At 60.1% G+C, this 19,842-nt stretch carries 16 protein-coding genes and 1 rRNA gene; 9 read left to right on the forward strand and 8 right to left on the reverse strand.

Going from position 1 to position 19,842, the window contains the following annotated elements:
• Positions 1–20: 20 nt before the first annotated feature.
• The gene (locus OX460_RS27660) at positions 21–347 is read right to left on the reverse strand and encodes a hypothetical protein (protein ID WP_289900578.1); all 327 of its coding nucleotides are present in this window, start codon (positions 345–347) and stop codon (positions 21–23) included.
• A gap of 89 nt (positions 348–436) precedes the next feature.
• Positions 437–844, reverse strand: coding sequence for a hypothetical protein (locus tag OX460_RS27665; RefSeq protein ID WP_034753756.1), 408 nt, complete (start codon positions 842–844; stop codon positions 437–439).
• A gap of 244 nt (positions 845–1,088) precedes the next feature.
• On the opposite strand from OX460_RS27665, the gene OX460_RS27670 reads away from it, so the two are divergent.
• From OX460_RS27670 to OX460_RS27700, 7 genes are all read left to right on the forward strand, one after another.
• A complete protein-coding gene (locus OX460_RS27670) occupies positions 1,089–1,463 on the forward strand; it encodes a hypothetical protein (protein ID WP_251351519.1) in 375 nt (124 codons plus the stop codon).
• A gap of 94 nt (positions 1,464–1,557) precedes the next feature.
• A complete protein-coding gene (locus tag OX460_RS27675) occupies positions 1,558–1,962 on the forward strand; it encodes a MerR family DNA-binding transcriptional regulator (protein ID WP_251351570.1) in 405 nt (134 codons plus the stop codon).
• Positions 1,963–2,086: 124 nt separating this feature from the next.
• Entirely contained in the window at positions 2,087–3,271 is a 1,185-nt protein-coding gene (locus tag OX460_RS27680) for an isovaleryl-CoA dehydrogenase (protein ID WP_289900565.1), read from the forward strand.
• Positions 3,272–3,324: 53 nt separating this feature from the next.
• The gene (aceK, locus tag OX460_RS27685; RefSeq protein WP_289900566.1) at positions 3,325–5,124 is read left to right on the forward strand and encodes a bifunctional isocitrate dehydrogenase kinase/phosphatase; all 1,800 of its coding nucleotides are present in this window, start codon (positions 3,325–3,327) and stop codon (positions 5,122–5,124) included.
• A complete protein-coding gene (locus OX460_RS27690) occupies positions 5,121–6,317 on the forward strand; it encodes an acetyl-CoA C-acyltransferase (protein WP_152285190.1) in 1,197 nt (398 codons plus the stop codon). The genes aceK and OX460_RS27690 overlap by 4 nt, the downstream gene beginning before the upstream one ends.
• Before the next feature lie 74 nt (positions 6,318–6,391).
• Positions 6,392–7,060: an SDR family oxidoreductase gene (locus OX460_RS27695; RefSeq protein ID WP_289900567.1), complete on the forward strand. Its 669-nt coding sequence runs from the start codon at positions 6,392–6,394 to the stop codon at positions 7,058–7,060.
• A 40-nt stretch (positions 7,061–7,100) separates the two neighbouring features.
• On the forward strand, positions 7,101–8,228 hold the full coding sequence (locus tag OX460_RS27700; RefSeq protein ID WP_152252770.1) for an acyl-CoA dehydrogenase family protein: 1,128 nt from the start codon (positions 7,101–7,103) through the stop codon (positions 8,226–8,228).
• A gap of 419 nt (positions 8,229–8,647) precedes the next feature.
• Here the strand turns inward: OX460_RS27700 and OX460_RS27705 are convergent, their stop codons facing one another.
• The 4 genes from OX460_RS27705 to OX460_RS27720 form a co-directional block, all read right to left on the reverse strand.
• Positions 8,648–9,568, reverse strand: a complete 921-nt coding sequence (locus tag OX460_RS27705; RefSeq protein WP_289900568.1) for a YihY/virulence factor BrkB family protein — start codon at positions 9,566–9,568, stop codon at positions 8,648–8,650.
• A 73-nt stretch (positions 9,569–9,641) separates the two neighbouring features.
• Entirely contained in the window at positions 9,642–10,721 is a 1,080-nt protein-coding gene (locus OX460_RS27710; protein WP_289900569.1) for an LD-carboxypeptidase, read from the reverse strand.
• Positions 10,722–10,810: 89 nt separating this feature from the next.
• Entirely contained in the window at positions 10,811–13,603 is a 2,793-nt protein-coding gene (locus OX460_RS27715) for a TonB-dependent receptor (protein WP_289900570.1), read from the reverse strand.
• Between the two features lie 220 nt (positions 13,604–13,823).
• Positions 13,824–15,641: an ABC transporter substrate-binding protein gene (locus OX460_RS27720; protein WP_289900577.1), complete on the reverse strand. Its 1,818-nt coding sequence runs from the start codon at positions 15,639–15,641 to the stop codon at positions 13,824–13,826.
• Between the two features lie 216 nt (positions 15,642–15,857).
• On the opposite strand from OX460_RS27720, the gene OX460_RS27725 reads away from it, so the two are divergent.
• Complete coding sequence (locus OX460_RS27725; RefSeq protein WP_034753725.1) at positions 15,858–17,096, forward strand: nucleoside recognition domain-containing protein; 1,239 nt, start codon at positions 15,858–15,860, stop codon at positions 17,094–17,096.
• Positions 17,097–17,104: 8 nt separating this feature from the next.
• Positions 17,105–18,607 (forward strand): D-alanyl-D-alanine carboxypeptidase/D-alanyl-D-alanine-endopeptidase, encoded by a 1,503-nt coding sequence (gene dacB, locus OX460_RS27730; protein WP_099666054.1) that lies wholly within the window; start codon positions 17,105–17,107, stop codon positions 18,605–18,607.
• A 14-nt stretch (positions 18,608–18,621) separates the two neighbouring features.
• On the opposite strand, the gene OX460_RS27735 is transcribed toward dacB, so the two are convergent.
• Together OX460_RS27735 and rrf are read right to left on the reverse strand one after the other, a co-directional pair.
• Positions 18,622–19,485 carry a type II CAAX endopeptidase family protein gene (locus tag OX460_RS27735; protein WP_289900571.1) on the reverse strand — a complete coding sequence of 288 codons (864 nt, stop codon included), beginning with the start codon at positions 19,483–19,485 and terminating at the stop codon, positions 18,622–18,624.
• A gap of 243 nt (positions 19,486–19,728) precedes the next feature.
• Positions 19,729–19,841, reverse strand: a 5S ribosomal RNA gene (rrf, locus tag OX460_RS27740).
• Position 19,842 lies beyond the last annotated feature (1 nt).

Consider the following 19,842-nt stretch of genomic DNA (forward strand, 5'->3'; position numbering starts at 1 on the left):
CAGCTTTGGTCAGGCATCCATCACCGCTTCTCAAACTGAACAGCACTGGCCTGCTTCAAATCCCTGGCTTCTTCAACCATCCTGCGGTGGGCGATCCGTTTGCGCATCACTTCCGCATGTTGCGCGGCAGTCATGGGGGGCACGGTCATCAAGTCCTTCAGCTGCGCGGTATTGCTGTAGTTACTTTTCATAAGACGGCTCAAATGCTCGGCTCCGTAGTGGATGAACTGGCTGCTTCTGATGTGATTATGCGCTGGTATTGGCCGCTGCGCCGCTGCGTGCGGGATTATTGTCAAATAATTCCGCTGCAGCGCAACATGCGAGGTCTTATTGTGCGACAAAATCATGTCTCCAGTATGACGTTGCGCAAATAAAAGGACAGGAAGAGCGCCGCCAGCGAAAGGCGGACGGCGCCGGCCGGGGATGGCCTGAATGCTTACTTTTGGTAGTTGACTCTGACCAGCATGCGAATAAATTCTCGCGCGATTTGACGATGATGTTCATCTAATCTTTGTAAATCGGCAATTAATTTCACATCGGCGGACTCAAACCGCGACAAAGCGCTGCCCGCTTCGCCATTCGGCGTGGCGCTTTCCGGGCCGCCAAAACGCAACCATTCCGCCGGAACGCCCAACCATTGGGCAATCATGCGCAATTTCTCTTGCGTCGGAATTGCTTCACCTACTAACCATTTCCTAGCTGCATGCACGGTAATCGGGCGCCCGTCGAAACGGATATTGAATTCCCGGGCCAGTCTGGTCGGGCTGTCTGGAGAATAATGGGCGTTTTTGAGAGCCAACTGAAGTCGCTGGCTGAAGCTTTCGCGTTCGTTAGAAGAATTCATAGGTGTACTATTTCATGTTGTAACATGAAAGTCAGTTTCTTGAATGACCATACAGAATGTTACATTTGAAAAGAGTATCAATTAACAATTAACACTCCGGCCGGGCTTTCCGGGTAGAAAAGTGGGCCGAATTTTCTCTTGTGATTCTGCGTGGCTTCGGGTCAAATTCGCGGCTGGCCTTGATTTTCGCACTGCAGCACGATTCAAAGCCTCGGTTTGGCATTACAACGTACGGTATCGGATAATGCCCTCCTCTACCGATGTACGCAATGCCCATGTCATACAATTTCTTGTAGACAAAGTTTTCAGAAGGGCCATTTTGTTTCCAACATGGAAACGATTCGAACAACGTGCTCAGAGCGAAACGTTGTTTTTTGATCGTGCCGGCTGGAAAGAATCTGCGCCCGAAAAATTTTACTGCCATCGCAGCGAAAAGAATGTCGCTGTTATGCCAGGAAAGCTCTTTTTGGTGTCATCTTGGCCACCAACTCTCGATCTTAAGCGCGTTTGCGCCAGAAGAATCAATTTATTTTCAGTAACTGTTGCCTTATTCGCCAAATTCCCCTGTCCAGGTCCTCTTTTTTCTTTGTTGCAGCACGGGCAGGGCACGCTACAATAGTATTGACGTTGACGTAAACGGCACTTTGCCCCCCATTACCCTGCAGCACCCATCCAGCGACCGACCACCCATGCAACCGACACCGCCCGCAGCAATGACGACCTATACCATTACCGAACTGGCGCGGGAATTCGACATCACGGCGCGCGCCATCCGCTTCTATGAAGACCAGGGCTTGCTCAGTCCGAAACGCGAAGGCGCGGGCGGGCGCAGCCGCGTCTACACGCCGCGCGACCGCACCCGATTGAAACTGACCCTGCGCGGCAAGCGCCTGGGCCTGGCGCTGTCGGAGATCAAGAGCCTGGTCGACATGTACGAGTCGCCGAAGGACACGCGCGCGCAGATGGACCGCTTCCTGGGCGTGCTGGCGCAGCACCGGCAAACCCTGGAACAGCAGCGCATCGATATCGAAATGGCACTGGCGGAAATCAGCGCGCATGAAGACGCTTGCGCGCACATGCTGGCGGACTTGAACCTGGATCAGGCGCAAACCAGCTAGGCAGCGATGCGGCGGCGCAGGCCGCACGCGCATCGCTTTACGTTTACGTAAACGTCACAACTGAGTATCATAGCTTCACTGACCCGGCATCCATGACCGCCACACTTATAACGACGAGGACGACATGCTCCATCTCCCAGGCTTGACCTTTGACCACGGCGAAGACATCGCCTCGCTGCGCGAAGCGATCCAACAATTTGCCGCCGCCGAAATCGCGCCGCGCGCGGCCGAGATCGACAGCACCGACCAGTTCCCCATGGACCTGTGGCGCAAGATGGGCGACATGGGCTTGCTCGGCATTACCGTCAGCGAAGAATACGGTGGCGCCGGCATGGGTTACCTGGCGCACATCATCGCCATGGAAGAGATCTCGCGCGCCTCGGCTTCCGTCGGCCTGTCCTACGGCGCCCATTCGAACCTGTGCGTGAACCAGATCAAGCGCAACGGCACGGCCGAACAAAAGGCCAAGTACCTGCCGAAGCTGATCACGGGCGAACACATCGGCGCGCTGGCCATGTCGGAACCGAACGCGGGCTCGGACGTCGTCAGCATGAAGCTGCGCGCCGACTTCAAGGGTGACCGCTGGGTCTTGAACGGCACCAAGATGTGGATCACCAACGGCCCCGACGCGGACGTGCTGGTGGTGTACGCGAAAAACGACCTGGAAGCGGGTCCGCGCGGCATGACGGCTTTCCTGATCGAAAAGAATTTCAAGGGCTTTTCCATCGCGCAAAAGCTCGACAAACTGGGCATGCGCGGCTCGCACACGGGCGAACTGGTGTTCCAGGATTGCGAAGTGCCGGCCGAAAACGTGCTGGGCGGCCTGGGCAAGGGCGTCAACGTGCTGATGTCGGGCCTCGACTTCGAGCGCACCGTACTGTCCGGCGGCCCGCTGGGCATCATGCAGGCTTGCATGGACCTGGTCGTGCCTTACGTGCATGACCGCAAGCAATTCGGCCAGCCCATCGGCGAATTCCAATTGATGCAGGGCAAACTGGCCGATATGTATTCGACCATGATGGCGTGCAAGGCCTACGTGTATGCCGTCGGCCAGGCGTGCGACCGCGCCACCACGCCGGAAGCCGTGCGCCAGTTGCGCAAGGATGCGGCCGGCGCCATTCTGTATAGTGCAGAGAAGGCGACGTGGATGGCGGGCGAAGCGATCCAGGCCTTGGGCGGCAACGGCTACATCAACGAATTCCCGGCCGGCCGCCTGTGGCGCGATGCCAAGCTGTACGAAATCGGCGCCGGGACCAGCGAAATCCGCCGCATGCTGATAGGCCGCGAACTGTTTGCGGAAACCAAGTAAGCACGGGCGCGCGGCGATCGACTGGGTGAAGAGCTATTTATGCGAGCACAGCTATGACGCACATTGCCTTCCCCAAATTGCTCTCTTCCCAGATTGCATTCGATATCGCGCGCACCATCCGCGACGGCTTCGACAAGCATTACCGCCTGTTCCGCGAAACCAGCCAGCAAGCCAAGCAGTATTTCGAGCAAGGCGCCTGGGCCGCGGCCCAGACGGCGGCCCGCGAGCGCATCGACTTTTATGACAAGCGCGTGCAGGAATGCGTGCAGATGCTCGAAGATGAGTACGAAGAGTCGGAGTTGAGCGATGAAGTGTGGCGCGAACTCAAGCTGCACTACATCGGCATGCTGACGGAACACAAGCAGCCGGAACTGGCGGAAACCTTCTTCAATTCCGTCTGCTGCAACATCCTGCACCGCACGTATTTCAATAACGACTATATTTTCGTGCGTCCCGTCGTGTCCACGGAATACATCGAAACGCAAGACCCGGTCCCCACCTACCGCGTGTATTACCCTGGCAAGGACGGTTTGCGCCACACCCTGACGCGCATGCTGACGCACTTCCAGCTGGACTGCGCATTTGCCAACCTGGAGCGTGACGTGGCCCAGGTGGAAGCGCGGCTGCAGCAGCTGTTCGGCGGCGACAGGATCGAACCGAACCACCAGATCCAGGTCTTGACCAGCTTGTTCTACCGCAACAAGGGCGCCTATCTGGTGGGCAAGGGCATCAACGGCAACCGCGAATACCCGTTTGTCGTGCCCATCCTGCACAACCGTCACGGCAAGCTGGTGCTCGACACGGTGCTGTTCGAGCAGCAGCAGATCGCCGTGCTGTTTTCGTTTACGCGCGCGTATTTCCTGGTCGATATGGAAGTGCCGTCGGCGTACGTGCAATTTCTCCGAAGTTTGCTCCCGCGCAAGCCGCGCAGTGAGATTTATACGATACTGGGCTTGCAAAAACAGGGCAAGACGCTGTTTTACCGCGACTACCTGCAGCATCTGAAGCACTCGTCGGACCACTTCGAAAGCGCGCCCGGCATCCGCGGCCTGGTGATGCTCGTGTTTGCCCTGCCGTCGTTTCCGTATGTCTTCAAGGTGATCAAGGATTTTTTCCCGCCGCCCAAGGAAACCACGCGCGCGCAAGTCCAGCAAAAATATTTGCTGGTGAAACACCACGACCGGGTGGGCCGCATGGCCGACACGCTCGAGTATTCCAACGTGGCCTTTCCCCGCGCCCGTTTTGCGGAGGAATTGCTGGCCGAGCTGAAACAGTTCGCCCCCTCGCTGATCGAAGAAGACCGCGAACAGATCATCATCCGCCACCTGTACATCGAGCGGCGCATGGTGCCGCTGAACATGTGGCTGAGCAATGCCGAGAAGGAAGGCCGCGACGACCTGGTCGAACACGCCATCGTCGAGTACGGCAATGCCATCAAGGAATTGGTGGCGGCGAATATCTTTCCGGGCGACATGCTGTATAAAAATTTTGGCGTCACGCGTCATCAACGTGTCGTTTTTTACGATTACGATGAAATCGAGTACATCACCGATTGCCAGTTCCGCGTCATTCCCCAGGCGCGCACGGAGGAAGAAGAAATGTCGGCCGAACCTTGGTATCCCATCGGCAAGCACGATGTGTTTCCCGAACAATTCGGCACCTTCCTGCTGGGCAATCCCCGTATCCGCACCTATTTCATGCAGCACCATGCCGACCTGCTGACGGCGCAATATTGGCAGGCGCGCAAACAGCGCATCGAAGACGGCCATATCGAGGACGTCTTCCCTTATCCGCAGCACCTGCGTTTTTGTATGCAGTCATCATCCCCACCCCTAACCGGAGATCCAACATGAATGATCCAGTCGTAATCGTCGGTGCCGCGCGCACCCCCATGGGCGCCTTCCAGGGCGACTTTGCCAACGTCACCGCCAGCGACCTGGGCGCCGTGGCCATCCGCGCCGCCGTGGAACGGGCCGGCGTGGCGCCGGATGCCGTGGAACACGTGTTTTTCGGCAATTGCCTGATGGCGGGCCAAGGCCAGGCGCCCGCGCGCCAAGCCTTGCGCAAGGCTGGCTTACCCGATTCCACTGGCGCCGTGACCCTGTCGAAAATGTGCGGCTCGGCCATGCAGACGACCATGTTCGCGCATGACACCTTGCTCGCCGGCAGCGCCGACGTGGTGGTGGCGGGCGGCATGGAATCGATGACCAACGCCCCTTACCTGGTGCCGAAGGCGCGCGGCGGCTACCGCATCGGCCACGGCATGATCTATGACCACATGATGATGGATGGCCTGGAAGACGCCTACAGCCGCGATGAAAAGGGCAATGCCCGCTCGATGGGCACGTTTGCCGAAGAGTGCGCCAGCCAATACCACTTCACGCGCGAAGCGCAGGATGCCTTCGCCATCGAATCCGTGAAACGCGCGCAAGCGGCCACCAAGGATGGCAGTTTCGAGTGGGAAATCGTGCCCGTGACCGTGTCCGGCCGCGGCGGCGACACCGTCGTCAGCATCGATGAAGGCCCGCAAAAAGCCCGCCTGGAAAAAATCCCCACCTTGAAGGCGGCGTTCAAGAAGGATGGCACCATCACGGCCGCCTCGTCTTCGTCGATCAACGATGGCGCCGCGGCCCTCGTGCTGATGCGCGAATCGACGGCGAAAAAACTCGGTTGCACCGTCATCGCGAAAATCCACGGCCACGCCACACATGCGCAAGCGCCGAACGAATTCACCACGGCCCCTATCGGCGCAGTGAAAAAACTGTACGCGAAAACGGGCTGGAGCAGCAGCAATGTGGACTTGTTCGAGATCAATGAAGCGTTCGCGGCCGTGCCCATGGCCGCCATGCACGACCTCGACATTCCACACAGCAAGATCAACATCCACGGCGGCGCGTGCGCGCTGGGCCACCCGATCGGCGCCTCGGGCGCGCGCATCATCGTCACCCTGCTGGGTGCCCTGAAAAAAACCGGCGGCAAGCGCGGCGTGGCGGCCCTGTGCATCGGCGGCGGCGAAGCGACGGCGATGGCGATCGAACTGGTATAAGCTCTTCCTGAGCACGGGCGCGCACCGCAGTTCACGGTGCGCGCCCTTTCATTTTATTTTCAGGGAGAAAACATATGCCTACCGCATTGATCATCGGCGCCTCGCGCGGCATCGGCCACGAGCTCGTCCGTCAATACCGCCACGATGGCTGGCGTGTCATCGCCACGGCCCGCACACCGGACGCTTGCGACGCCCTCGCGCAACTGGGCGTGGAAGCGCACCAGCTGGACGTGACGGACGTGGAAGGCTGCGCCGGCCTGGGCTGGAAACTCGACGATGAAAAGCTCGACGTGGCCATCCTCAACGCGGGCGTGTACGGCCCCCGCCACGACGGTTTCCCCGCGCAAGCCGATTTCGACCTCGTCATGCACACGAACGTGCTGGCGGCCATGCGGCTGCTGCCGATCCTGGCGCCGCTGGTGGCCAACGCGAAAGGCAAGCTGGCCGTGCTGTCCTCGCACATGGGTTCCCTGAGCGAACGGGGCAATCCCAGCGGTTCGCTGTACCGCGCCAGCAAGGCGGCCCTGAATTCCGTGCTGATCGACACGGCCCTCGTGCATGGCCCGCAAGGCGTCAGCTGCGTGGCGTTTCACCCCGGCTGGGTGCGCACGGACATGGGCGGCGCCGGCGCCGATATTTCCCCCGAGGAAAGCGCTGCCGGCATCCGCGCCACCCTGGCCAGCCTGCCGGCCACGGACAAGGCCGTGTTCCGCAACTACGATGGCAAGCCCATAGCCTGGTAACTCCCTGAATTCACGATAAAAACAAGCGAGACGACGTCCCATGATACTCAATGAAGAACAGACCATGATCCAGGAAGCGCTGCGCAGTTTTTCGCGCGAGCGCCTGGCGCCCAACGCGGCCCGCTGGGACAAGGAACATCATTTCCCGAAAGAAGAATTGCAGGAACTGGCCGCGCTGGGCGCCTTTGGCGTAGCCGTGCCGGAAGCGCTGGGTGGCGCCGGCCTCGACTACGTGTCCTTGGCTCTGGTGCTGGAAGAAATCGCCGCCGGCGATGGCGGCACCTCGACCATCATTTCCGTCAACAATTGCCCCGTGTGCAGCATCGCCATGATGTACGCCAACGATGCGCAAAAGGAACAATGGCTGCGCCCGCTGGCGCAAGGCACCATGCTGGGTGCGTTTTGCCTGACGGAACCACACACGGGCAGCGACGCGTCGGCCCTGCGCACGACGGCCACGCGCGATGGCAATGACTACGTGATCAACGGCACCAAGCAATTCATTACCAGCGGCAAGTATGCGGACGTGGCCATCGTCATGGCCGTGACCGACAAGGCGGCGGGCAAGCGCGGCATCAGCGCCTTCTGGGTACCGACGAACACACCCGGCTACATCGTGGCGGGACTGGAACAGAAGATGGGCCAGCATTCGTCGGACACGGCGCAAATCCTGTTCGAGAATTGCCGCATTCCGGCGGAAAATCTGATCGGCGAAGAGGGACAAGGCTACAAGATCGCCCTGTCCGGCCTGGAAGGCGGCCGCATCGGCATCGCCTCGCAAGCCGTGGGCATGGCGCGCGCCGCGTACGAAGCGGCGTTAAGTTATGCGCGCGAGCGCGAGAGTTTCGGCAAGCCCATCTATGAACACCAGGCCGTGCAATTCCGCCTGGCCGACATGGCGACGCAGATCGAAGCGGCACGCCAGCTGATCCGTCACGCGGCGGCCATGAAGGATGCGGGTCTGCCATGCCTGAAAGAAGCGGCCATGGCCAAGCTGTTCGCGTCGGAAATGGCGGAAAAAGTCTGCTCGGACGCCATCCAGGTGCACGGCGGCTACGGCTACGTATCCGACTTCCCCGTCGAGCGCATCTACCGCGACGTGCGCGTGTGCCAGATTTATGAGGGGACCAGCGATATTCAGAAGATTTTGATCGCGCGGGCTTTGTAAACCCCACGGCAAATGCTGGGGTCAGTCACTTCGTGATCGAAATACGCCCCATTGGGGCGTATTTCCCCGCCGGGTCTGACCCCGTACGACTGCCAACGATGGACGAAAAAAAAGCCTGCACATATGCAGGCTTTGTTCCAATGTATTACCAATGCTTTAATCGTGTCATGGACGCCAGTGCTATCTGCAAAGTGCCTCCTGATTTTCGGACTCCCATGCTATCTGCATGGTGACTCCAAGTGTAAATCGACCAACGTATCCGGAATTACAAAAATCCACTCTTTCGCACTGTCACGCCATCGACATTACACCTGTCGGTCGCCGCGCTGAGCCTGGATAGTGAGACTATTTGCAAGCAAATCTCAATCACTGAACGGAGTATAGCACAGCTTTTTGTGCAGTGCAATAATCTTTTTAAATCAAGTCCTTAGCGCCAGCGGCTTGTCTTCTTCGCCGCCACGGGCCACCCTTTCGTACTCGGAAATCACTTGCGCGCCCAGCAACAGCAGGGTGGCACCGATTTCCAGGCTGAACATGACGACGATGGCCGTCGTCATCGAGCCATACACGACATTGACCTGCGACAAGGTGGAAAAATACCAGACCAGCACATGGCGGGCGATTTCCCACAGCAGGGCCGCCGTCACGCCGCCGATCAGCGCATGCGTGATCGACAGCCGTCCGACGGGCATGACCAGGTAGATCGAACTGAGTACGAGGATTTCACCCGCCAGCCCCAGCAAATACAGCAACACGCCGGACACGCCTTCCAGACCCCAGTCGTGGCGCAAGAAGCGCACACTTTCCTCGCTCATCACCTGCAAGCTGCCCGCTACCAGGGTGATCAGCAAGATGCCCACGCCCAGGCACAGGATGTAGCAATACGGCAGCACGGCGGAAATGAGGAAATGGCGGCGGCGGATGGCCACGCGGTGAATGAAAATCACGCTCATGGCGTTTTCCAGCACGGTAAACGCCAGCGAACTGAAAAACAGCATGGTCAGCAGCAAGAGCCAGCCGATCACGCCCCGGTTGTCGAGGAAATGCGCGATCTCGCCCACGATGGCCTTCGATTGCCCGGGCACCAGCCATTCCAGGTAATGGCCGATTGTTTGCAGCAATTCATCCTGCGCGATCACGTGCGACAGGGCCACCACCACCAGCATCAGCAAAGGCACGATGGACAGCAGCGAGTAATACGCGACGGCGCCCGCCAGCAGCAAGCCCTGGTTGGCGCGAAAGCCCTTCAGCACCTGCAGCACGAAGGCCAGCGGGTGGCTCAAAATGTAGGCGCTGGCGCGGCGGTTGATCATGAGCAAACCGTTCAAGGATGCCGGCATGGCCCGATGCCTTGCCGCACATGCCCCTAGCATACTGACTATCCCCGTACTGTGCCGTGCGCGAACGAACAGACTAGCTCACGGCGGCTTCCAGCAAGGTCAAGGTTTGCCGGTCCGCATCCAGGGTGGCGAGGATGCCCATCGGTATCGTGAACTGGTGGCGGATGTGGCCAAACGAATAGCCGCTGACGGCCGGCACGCGCAAGGGCCGCAAATGCTGGTCCAGGGTGGCATCGAGGGTCAGCGCCGTATCGCCCTCGGCCGCCTCGCAATGCTCGAAGATGCCCAGCATCAATGCCGCCGCCTTGTTGAAGCCCACGGACAGGTCGAGCTGGCACAGCATGCGGTCGATGCGGTACGGCACTTCATTGATTTCTTCGAGGAAAAGGATGTGTTCACGGAAATCGGCCGCATACGGCGTGCCGGCCAGCGCGCTGACCATGCACAGGTTGCCGCCCGTCAAGCGCCCCGTCGCCTGGCCGCCATGCACGGTGCGGATGGCGAAGTTCGGCTGCGTCTGCGCGCGGCGGTGGTTGTCGAGCGCCATGGGGATCGTGTAACTGTCTTGCGGCGTCATCAGCACATTGCGCAGCTGCGTCACCGTGTAATCGGAAAACGTCGATGACGCCACGGGGCCGTGGAACGTTACCAGGCCCGTCTGGCTGGCGATGGCCAGGTGCAGGGCCGTGATGTCGGAATAGCCGATCAGCACTTTCGGGTTGCGCTGGATCAAGCCATAGTCGAGCAGCGCCAGCAGCGAAATGCAGCCGGAGCCGCCGCGGATGGCCCACACGGCCTTGACGTCCGGGTCGCGGAACGCGGCGTGCAAGTCGTCCAGGCGCTGCTGCACCGTGCCCGCATAGTTGCCGTGCACGGCACGGATATTGGCGCCCAGGCTGGCGCGCAGTCCCAGCGATTCGATATTGCGCACGGCCTTGGCGATGGACTCCTCATCCGTAAAGCCGCCCGGTGCGATGATGGCCACCAGGTCGCCGTCGCGCAGGCGCGCCGGTTTGATCAATGCGTGTTGCTGTTGCATGCGTTTTCCCTTCCCTTGCGCGGCCGCCGCCCATGCCGGTGTGCCTGCCGCCCCGAGGGTGGCGGCCAGCAAGCCGCCGAAGTGGCGCCGGCTGAGATTGGTCTGACTGGACATGCGGCCCTTTCCTGGAATAAAAAACGGCGACGCCAGGCGCCGCCGCACGAGGTTAGCATGCCGGCGGGATCGCCGCCGGCATGGTTGCCTTACATGAACTTGTACTTCAGCTGGAACGACAGCGAACGGCCGCGCGGGTCGGCCACGCGCGGGTCCCAGCCGGCGCCCACCACGTCATCCACGTTGTGCGCGGTGAATGGCGGATCGCGGTCGAACAAGTTCTGGATACCCACTGTGATGGTGGTATTTTTGAAGCCCGTGTACGTGCCCGACAAGCTGTACGTGGTGTAACTGGACACATCGGATTTGAAGCCCGGTGGCGGCGTACCCTTGCCGCCATTCGGCACCTGGTCCTTGTAGCCGGAAGCAAAACTCTGCACGAGCAAGCCGCTCCAGTCGCCGCGCGATACGCTGAAGCTGGCATTGTGTTTCCAGCGCAAGTACAAATCACGCGTGTAGAAGTTGCCAACCAGCTCCTTGTATTCTTGCCCCTTGTATTCGGCAAACTTGAAGCTGTCCATATACGTACCGTCCAGGGTTGCCGTCCATTTCACGTCCTGGACCTTGCCTTCGCCGCGCAAGCTCACGTCCAGGCCGCGCACGCGGCTGCCACCCGCATTGAACCAGCCCGCCTGCACGTAATCAATGGTGCCATCGGGTTTGCGGAAGATGTACTGGTTCAGCGCCTGGTAATTGGCCAACACGACTTGCGGCGTGCGTTTCAGGAGCTGGTCCTGGGTATTGATGGCCCAGTAATCGAACGAGGCGGAGTAACCCTTCACCGGTTCGATGACGATACCGACGCTGCCCTGCTTCGACGTCTCCGGCTTCAGGTTCAGGTTGCCGCCCGTCGTGTAAATGAGGCGGGGAATGGAACAGTATTCGGTCACGCCGGGATGCTTGATACAGCCTTCCGGATCTTTCACACCATTCGGCAATTCCTGCGTCAATACACCTGAATAGAGCTGGTCGAAACTCGGTGCCAGGAAGCCCTTGCTGGCCGAGGCGCGGAACAGGACGAAGTCGGCTGGCTGGTAACGCAAGGCAATCTTGGGATTCGTGGTGGCGCCCACCTGGCTGTAATCGTCACGACGCACGGCCAGCTGCATTTCCAGGTCTTTCATGACCGGCACCAGCAACTCGGCATACACGGCCTTGACGTTGCGGCTGACATCCTTCAAGGCGGCATTTCCTGGCGCCAATAGAATCAGGTTGGCATCAACATCCTGTTCAAAACTGTAGCCCTCGCGGCGCAAATCAAAGCCGGCCGCCATTGCCACGGCACCAGCCGGCAGCTGGAACAGCTCGCCGGAAACGGAACCATCGATCTGCGTCAGGGTCGTCTTGCCATGCTGGAAGGCGCCACGGAACTTGGTCGACTCGATCAATTGCTTGGCCGCTTCCGTCTGGCTTTGGCCCGCGCCCACCCAAGGATTGATGATCCCTGTCCCCAAGGCCGCATATAACTTGCCCGTGTAGGAATAGCCATCCGTCAGCTTGGTCTTGGTGGTGCTCTGTGCGTAGGACACGCCGGTCTTGTAATCCCACTTGCCGAAGTTGCCTTCAAAACCCAGCAGCACGCGCGCATTGTCGGTGGTGTTTTCCTGCGTGCGGTTACCGATCTCATTGGCGCGCCATTTGTAGGCAATCGGCTTGGTATTGTCGAACGTGGGAATATAGGCCGACAAATCCTGGTAATACGCGCCGCCCACCGGATACACGCCCTTGTTGGCGATGCTCGTCTGCACCTGCATCGGCGTCAGGATCGCCGTGGCCTTGGTGCGCGATCCGAGCACTTCGACAAACATGCGGTGGTCGGGCGCCAGCTGGACAGTTCCACGCGACAGGAAATTGACCCGCTCCACAGGGAATTGCAGCACATAGTCGGCGCCGTAGTCATACGCACAGGAATGCGTGGTGCTGAGTGGTGAGGTCACGTCTTTCCACAGTTGCGTCTGGTACTGCGACATGCCGGCGATGCTGTCGCACTTGCCCTGGAAGCTCAGGGGATTGGCTTGCAGATACACCGTCGGGTCGCCAGGCAAGGTGTAACCGCCAATAAACGTCCCTGGTTTTTTCGGATCAGGATTGGGGATTTGCAGTGCCGTGCCCGGCCCCGACATCTGGTTGGCGAATGGCGTGCCCGTGGTATCGGGCGACAGGCCACGGCCCGGCTGGAAGCCGCTGACGAAGGAACGGTCGCTGCCATTCAGGCGCTGCGCCTTGTCGACGGTCAGGCTGGCCATGATGTTGTAGCGGTCCTCTTCCAGCGAGCCCGTGCCGGCCAGCAGCGAAGCGCGGCGCGTGGCGCCGCCGCCTGCCTGCGTATCGTTGGTGGAAACGGACGCTTCCACGCCGCTGTAATTGGTTTTCAGAATGAAATTGATCACGCCGCCGATGGCGTCCGTGCCGTAGATGGCCGAGGCGCCATCCTTGAGGATTTCCACGCGTGAAATCGCCCCCAGTGGGATCGAATTCAAGTCGACGGCACGGCCACTGGCACCATGCGTGGCCACGCGGCGGCCATTCAGCAGTACCAAGGTCGCGCCCGGTCCCAGCCCGCGCAGCGAGGCGAACGAGGCGCCACCGGCAAGACGGTCGGCGTCGGCGCCGAACACGTTATTGCCCGAAGTCATGTTCTCGGCACCCGTGCCATTCGCCGACAGGGTGCGCACCAGTTGCTCGGCCGTCGTGATGCCCTGTTTTTCCATCTGCTCAAAGCTGATGACTTGCACCGGCAACGCGCCTTCCTTGGCCACCCGCTTGATGCTGCTGCCCGTCACTTCGACCCGTTGCATTGCTGGCGCCGCCGCTTCCTGTGCCATCACCGGTCCCACCACCCCCATCAATGCCACCAATTGCGCTAGCTTCTTCAATCTCACGGGTCTCTCCTTTATTTGGGCAATCGAAACTTGAGTTCTCAAGTCAGGCTGTTTTTTTCACGTCGCAACTGTCTGTCTCGCAGTACATTTTTTTATGACATTTGCGCATGACTTTATTTGTTTTCATTTTCAGAGTAGCGCGATGCATCCGGGCCCAGCCAATGAAAAATGCTTTCCTAACCATAACTTTTTGGAATGAATGCCCTTTTCAGCGACATGGTCACTTGCCTGCGGGGCTAGCCCTGGTTTTATCCACGTCCAGATAGCGCCAGGACGTGAATTCCACGGGGTGGCGCCTGTAGTTTTTTAGCCACGGTTGTTGCAGGTCGGCAGAGATGGGATGCGTCAGCAACACCCACGGCGTGTAAGCGTGGATCAGCTGAAACAGGTCGAAGTACAGACTGCGTCGGCGCGGCGTATCGGATAGCAGGCGCGCCTCCTCATAGCGTTTATTGTAATCGGGCAAGTTGAAGCGGGCATAGTTGGCGCGGCCAACGTTGCCGCCGTACAACAATTGCATAAAGTTATCGCCATCGGGGAAGTCGGCGATCCAGTTGGTCTCGAACATCTGCACCTTGCCCAAGCGCGAGGCCTTGATGATTTCCGTCTTCTTGTCGCTCTTAAACTCCACGCGCACGCCGATGGCGTTCAGGTTGCGGCGCCACAACTCATCGCGCAAGCGTCCCACCGTGCTCGGTTCCGTATGCATGGTGAGCAGCAAGGGCGTGCCGTCCGGCTGGGTGCGGAAACCGTCGGCGCCCATCTTGTAGCCGAAGCGGTCCAGCAAGGCGCGCGCCAGCGCGGGATCGTAGCCGACGGGGCTGCGGTACTGCTTGTCGTAACCGAGCACATTCGGCGGCAGCGGCGACTGCGCCGGCAAGGCCAGTCCTTTTTTCAGCAGCGCGATGTCTTCGCGGCCGTTGTAGCTGAGGGCGATGGCGCGCCGCAGGGCCAGCTTGTCCTTGCTCATGCCGCCCAGCACGGGGTCGTCCATGTTCATCCACATGTAATATGTTTGCAGCACGGGAAAGCGCGTCAGCTGCAAGCCCTTGGCGGCCAATGCCGGTTTCAGCGCGCCGTTTTCCAGCACCATGTCCGTCATCGATTCCGGCACTTGCTCCAGGTAATCGAATTCGCCCTTCAAAAAACCCAGCATGCGCGATTGATATTCCTCAACGATGCGCACCTCGATGCGCTCGACCAGCGGCAAGCGCTGGCCTTCCAGCGCGGTGGCGATGGCGCGCGCATCGACCGGCAAGGCGGCCAGCGCCCTGGCCTCCGTATGGAACACGGTGGCACGGAAAGTCGGGTTGGCCTGCAGCACGATCTTGTCGCTGCGCTTCCACTCCTTCACGAGGAACGGCCCCGTACCCACGGGGTGGTTGCCGATCTGTCCTGCCGCCGGGTACGCTTCGGCCACTTCGCGCGCCACCACGGCTGTCGCCGGCATGGCCAGGTAAAACAGGAAGTTCGGATCGACACTGTTCAGGCGGATGCGCAAGGTGTATTTGTCCAGCGCCTGCAAGCCGGCGATCGGCGTGTCGTAGCTGAATTTGGTTTTCAGGGCCGCATCGCCCACCAGCTTGTCTTCCAGCAAGAACAGCCACGGCGACTTCAGGCTGGGGTCATACAGGCGCGTCAAGCTGTAGACATAATCCTGCGCCGTCACTTCGCGCGGCTGGCCCTTGAAAGCGGGATCTTGTGTGAAGAAAATGCCGGGCTGCAAGTGAAAGGTGTACGTGCGCCCGCCATCTTCCACCGTCGGCATGGCGCGCGCCGTATTACCCTGCAGCTGCACGGGGCGCGCCAGGTAGTCATAGCGCAGCAGCGGATCGAAGATGTTTTCCATCAAGTTCAGGCTGGCCAAGTCGGACGCCACGGCCGGGTCCAGGCCCGTCTCGCTGGTGCTCAAAAACAAGTGCAGGGTCTTGTTCGCGCGGGCAGTGCTGGCGGACGCAGCATCGGCGGCGTGGGCCGGTACATTTAACAGCGTCAACAGGGCCAGGCCGGCGGCGCAGGCGGTTTTGCGTAAAAACATCATCAGTGATCCAGTGCAGACAAGGTAACGAACAGCGATTAGCGACAGGCATCCCTCACACTACGCGGGCAAGCTACGGGGCGCCAATGAAAACAGGCTGCCAGCTTATAACTTTTTGGCATGCGATTGCTGCATTCTTTCATCAACTCGTATCGGGCTGCCCCTATACTTTGTTTGCAGACATTTTTTACTCCCGACACACAGAACTGATCGCATATGGCACTTAATTACATCTGGTCCGGCTTTTTCCTCGTTGGCTTCCTGGCCGCAGTGCTGCAGTGGCTGTTTCTCGGCGATACCGATATCTTCAAGCGCATCATCGACGGCACCTTCGAGACGGCGCGCATGGGCGTGATGGATATCGCCCTGCCGCTGGCCGGCGTGATGACCTTGTGGCTCGGCATCATGAACATCGGCGAAAAAGCGGGCATTGTCGGCTGGCTGGCGAAAGTGATCGCCCCCTTCTTTTCGCGCATCTTCCCGGAAATTCCGAAAGACCATCCGGCCACGGGCCACATGGTGATGAATTTCTCGGCCAACCTGCTGGGCCTGGACAATGCGGCCACACCGTTCGGTTTAAAAGCCATGGAAAGCCTGCAAACCTTGAACCCGAACAAGGAAGAGGCGACGAATGCGCAAATCATGTTCCTGGTGCTGCATACCTCGGGCCTGACCCTGATTCCGCTGGCCATCATGGCGCAGCGCTCCATCCTCGGCGCGGCCGACCCGTCCGACATCTTTATCCCCTGCATGATCGCCACCTATGTGGCCACCATGGTCGGCATCATCACCGTGTCCATCAAGCAACGCATCAACTTGCTCAACAGGGTCGTGCTGGGCTGGATGGGCGGCATGACGAGCGCCATCGTCGCCATGATCTGGTACTTCACGCAATACCTGACGAAACAGGAAATCGAGCTGGTCTCGAAGGTGGTCAGCAACCTGGTATTGATCAGCGTCATCGCCATCTTCATCATCGGCGCCCTGCGCAAGAAGGTGAACGTGTATGACGCGTTTATCGAAGGGGCGAAGGGCGGCATCCAGACGTCGATCACCGTGATTCCCTACCTGGTCGGCATGCTGGTGGCCATCAGCGTGATCCGCAACGCGGGTGTGTTCAATTTCCTGATGAGCGGCATGAACTGGTTCTTCGCCAACCTGGGCATCAATACGGACTTCGTGCCCGCCTTGCCGACGGCCATGATGAAGCCGCTCAGCGGTTCCGGCTCGAAAGCCATGATGATCGACGCCATGAATACCTATGGCGTCGACTCCTTCGTCGGCCGCCTGGCCTGCGTCTTCCAGGGCTCGGCCGACACCACCTTCTATATCGTGGCCCTGTATTTCGGTTCCGTCGGCATCCGCAAGACGCGCTATGCGATCACGGCCGGCCTGATCGCCGATCTGGCTGGCGTGATCACGGCCGTCTTCGTTGCCTACGTCTTTTTCCACTAAGGAGCACCATGTTACGTCCTGTTCTGATGGCTGCGCTGTTGGCGGGTCTGGGCCTGTCGACCGCCCACGCGCAATTGCCCGAATCCGTCAGCCTGCTGCTGCGCAGCGCGAATATCCCCGAAGACGCCATGGGCGCCATCGTCTTGCGCGGCAACACCACCGTGCTGTCGCATGGGGCCGAGCGCAGCATGCAGCCCGCGTCCACCATGAAGCTGGTGACGACGGCCGTGGGCCTGGAGCAGCTCGGTCCCATCTTCCGCGGCCGCACGGAATTGCGCACCAGTGCCGACGTCATCAATGGCGTGCTGAAGGGCGACTTGATCCTGCGCGGCGGCGCCGACACGGATTTCAATGCGGACGTGCTCGCGCACATGCTGCAAACCCTGCGCAACCAGGGCATCGTCAAAATCAAGGGCGATTTGATTCTCGACCGCCAGTTGTTCCAGCCGGCCCGGCCCGACATCGGCGCGGCGCCCTTCGACGAGTCGGCCGAGTTCCGCTACAACGTCATCCCCGATGCCTTATTGCTGAACACCAATCTGATCGATATCAACATCAGTGCGACGGAGCGGCAATTGAGCTTCCAGATGCAGCCGCCGCTCGAAAATGTCAGCATCACGAGCGACATGAAACTGGTCAAGGGCAGTTGCGCCAAGTGGGAAGATGGCTGGCGCCCGCCCGAATACCGGCGCGATGCGAGCGGCAAGCTGCAGGTGATCCTGCACGGCACCTTCCCGCAGAATTGCAGCAAGGCCACCAGCATCAATGTGCTCGACCGCAACGATTATGCGGACCGCTTGTTCCGCGCCACCTGGAAACGCCTCGGGGGCACGATTACAGGTACGGTGCGCGAAGCACCAGGCACGGGCTTGCCGCCGACGGCCGAACCGGTCGGCACGCGCATGCTGGCCGACCACGTGGCGCGCGCCTTGCCGGAAGTCTTGCGCGATATCAACAAGACCTCCGATAACACCCTGGCCCGCACCCTGTTCCTGAGCCTGGGCAGTTTGCAGAGCGATGGCTGGCTGGGCAGCCGCCCCGTCGCCATGGCGGCACCGGAAGATACGGCCAGCCGGGCGCGGCAAGTCATCCAGGAATGGTTCCAGCGGCACCATATCGACACCCAGGGCATGCTGGTCGACAACGGTTCCGGCTTGTCCCGCACGGGACGCATTGCGCCTGCGCAAATGGCCGGCGTCTTGCAGGCGATGCAGCAAAGCCCATGGGCACCCGAGTTCCAGTCCAGCCTGCCCATCGTGGCGCTGGACGGCACCATGCGCAAGCGCCTGTTGAACAGCCCGGCCGCCGCGCGGGCCCGCATCAAGACGGGAACCTTGAAAAATGTCGTGGCCATCGCCGGCTACGTGCCCGACGCCAACAACCAGCAATGCGTGGTGGTCGCCATGATCAATAGCGACCTGGTGGGTAACGGCAATGGCCGCGCGGCCGTCGATGCGCTGATCGAGTGGGTCGCCAGGAGCGGCGCCACGCCGGCAGTCGCCGGACAATAAGGCCGCAAGGTGAACTAGTCCCGCGACGTGTCCTGTGCACTGGCAAAAGCCAGGCGCAGCAGGTACGCGGCGACGGCGCCGATCAGCAAGACGGTCACCAGCGAACCTTCCACGCCGAAGGCGCCGCCGGTCAGCACGGTATTGCCAGCCAGTTCGCCGCGCAGCAGACCATCCGTGGCCGCATGGCCCGATACGGTCGAGGAGAATACCTGGCCGACGCAATAATTCCAGCCGATATGCGTGCCGATACACACCCACAGCCGGCGCGTCTTCATATACAACGCCGCCTGCAGCACGCCGTACGCGACAAGCGCGATGATCGCCAGCAGCGAAAAGCCGGCATTGGGCAAATGGGCCAGGGCAAATACCAGGGATGAGATCACGATGGCAGCCTTGTTGCCCAGCGCACGTGCCGTCACGCCGAACAGGATGCCGCGAAACATCATCTCCTCGGCCATGCCGACCAGCACCAGTTCGGCCAGAGGGAGCAGCAACAAGACGCTCAGGGCGTTGACGCCGCTAAACTGATACACGCCCAGCGCAGCCAGCACACCGAAGGTCAGGGCGACCAGTCCGGCGCCGAGCAGCAATCCGCGTCCCAGTTCCCCCGCCATGCCCGGTATCGCCAGTTCTGCCGGCTGGCGCTTTTCGATGCGCCTCACATAGAAGCGGTAGCCAAACCACACCAGTACCGCCGCCAGCAACTGCGGCCACAGGATGCGGTAAGGCTTGTCCACCAGCTGGGAAGCGAGACCCATCACCAGCGGTACAGCGGCAAAGGTGAGAACCATCCCCAGCACGATCTGCACCAGGGGATAGGCCATCAGCCGCGCCAGGGGGGATTTCTTCGTTGCCATGCTCAGGGTGCTGTCCATCATCGCTTTCCTCGTGGGTTGTCAGGGAGTGGCTGCTGCTTTCTTGCTTTCTTGCTTTCTTGCTTTCTTGTTTCATGTAGCGATAGTAGCAGCATTTATATAAGCACTTATGTAAATATCGAAGGATGTTGTATTTTATGCACCCGTAGTGAGTGAGCGAAAGCGGGAGGGGGAACAGCAAGGAATCGCCAGACGAAAAAAAACCCGCTCATTGCTGAGCGGGTTTTTCTCTACTGCGAATAACAAGCCTGACGATAACCTACTTTCACACTGGTTGCAGCACTATCATCGGCGCAAAGTTGTTTCACGGTCCTGTTCGGGATGGGAAGGGGTGGGACCAACTTGCTATGGTCATCAGGC

The sequence above is a fragment of the Janthinobacterium sp. SUN033 genome (genome assembly GCF_030397595.1).
Taxonomy (GTDB): Bacteria; Pseudomonadota; Gammaproteobacteria; order Burkholderiales; family Burkholderiaceae_D; genus Janthinobacterium; species Janthinobacterium kumbetense.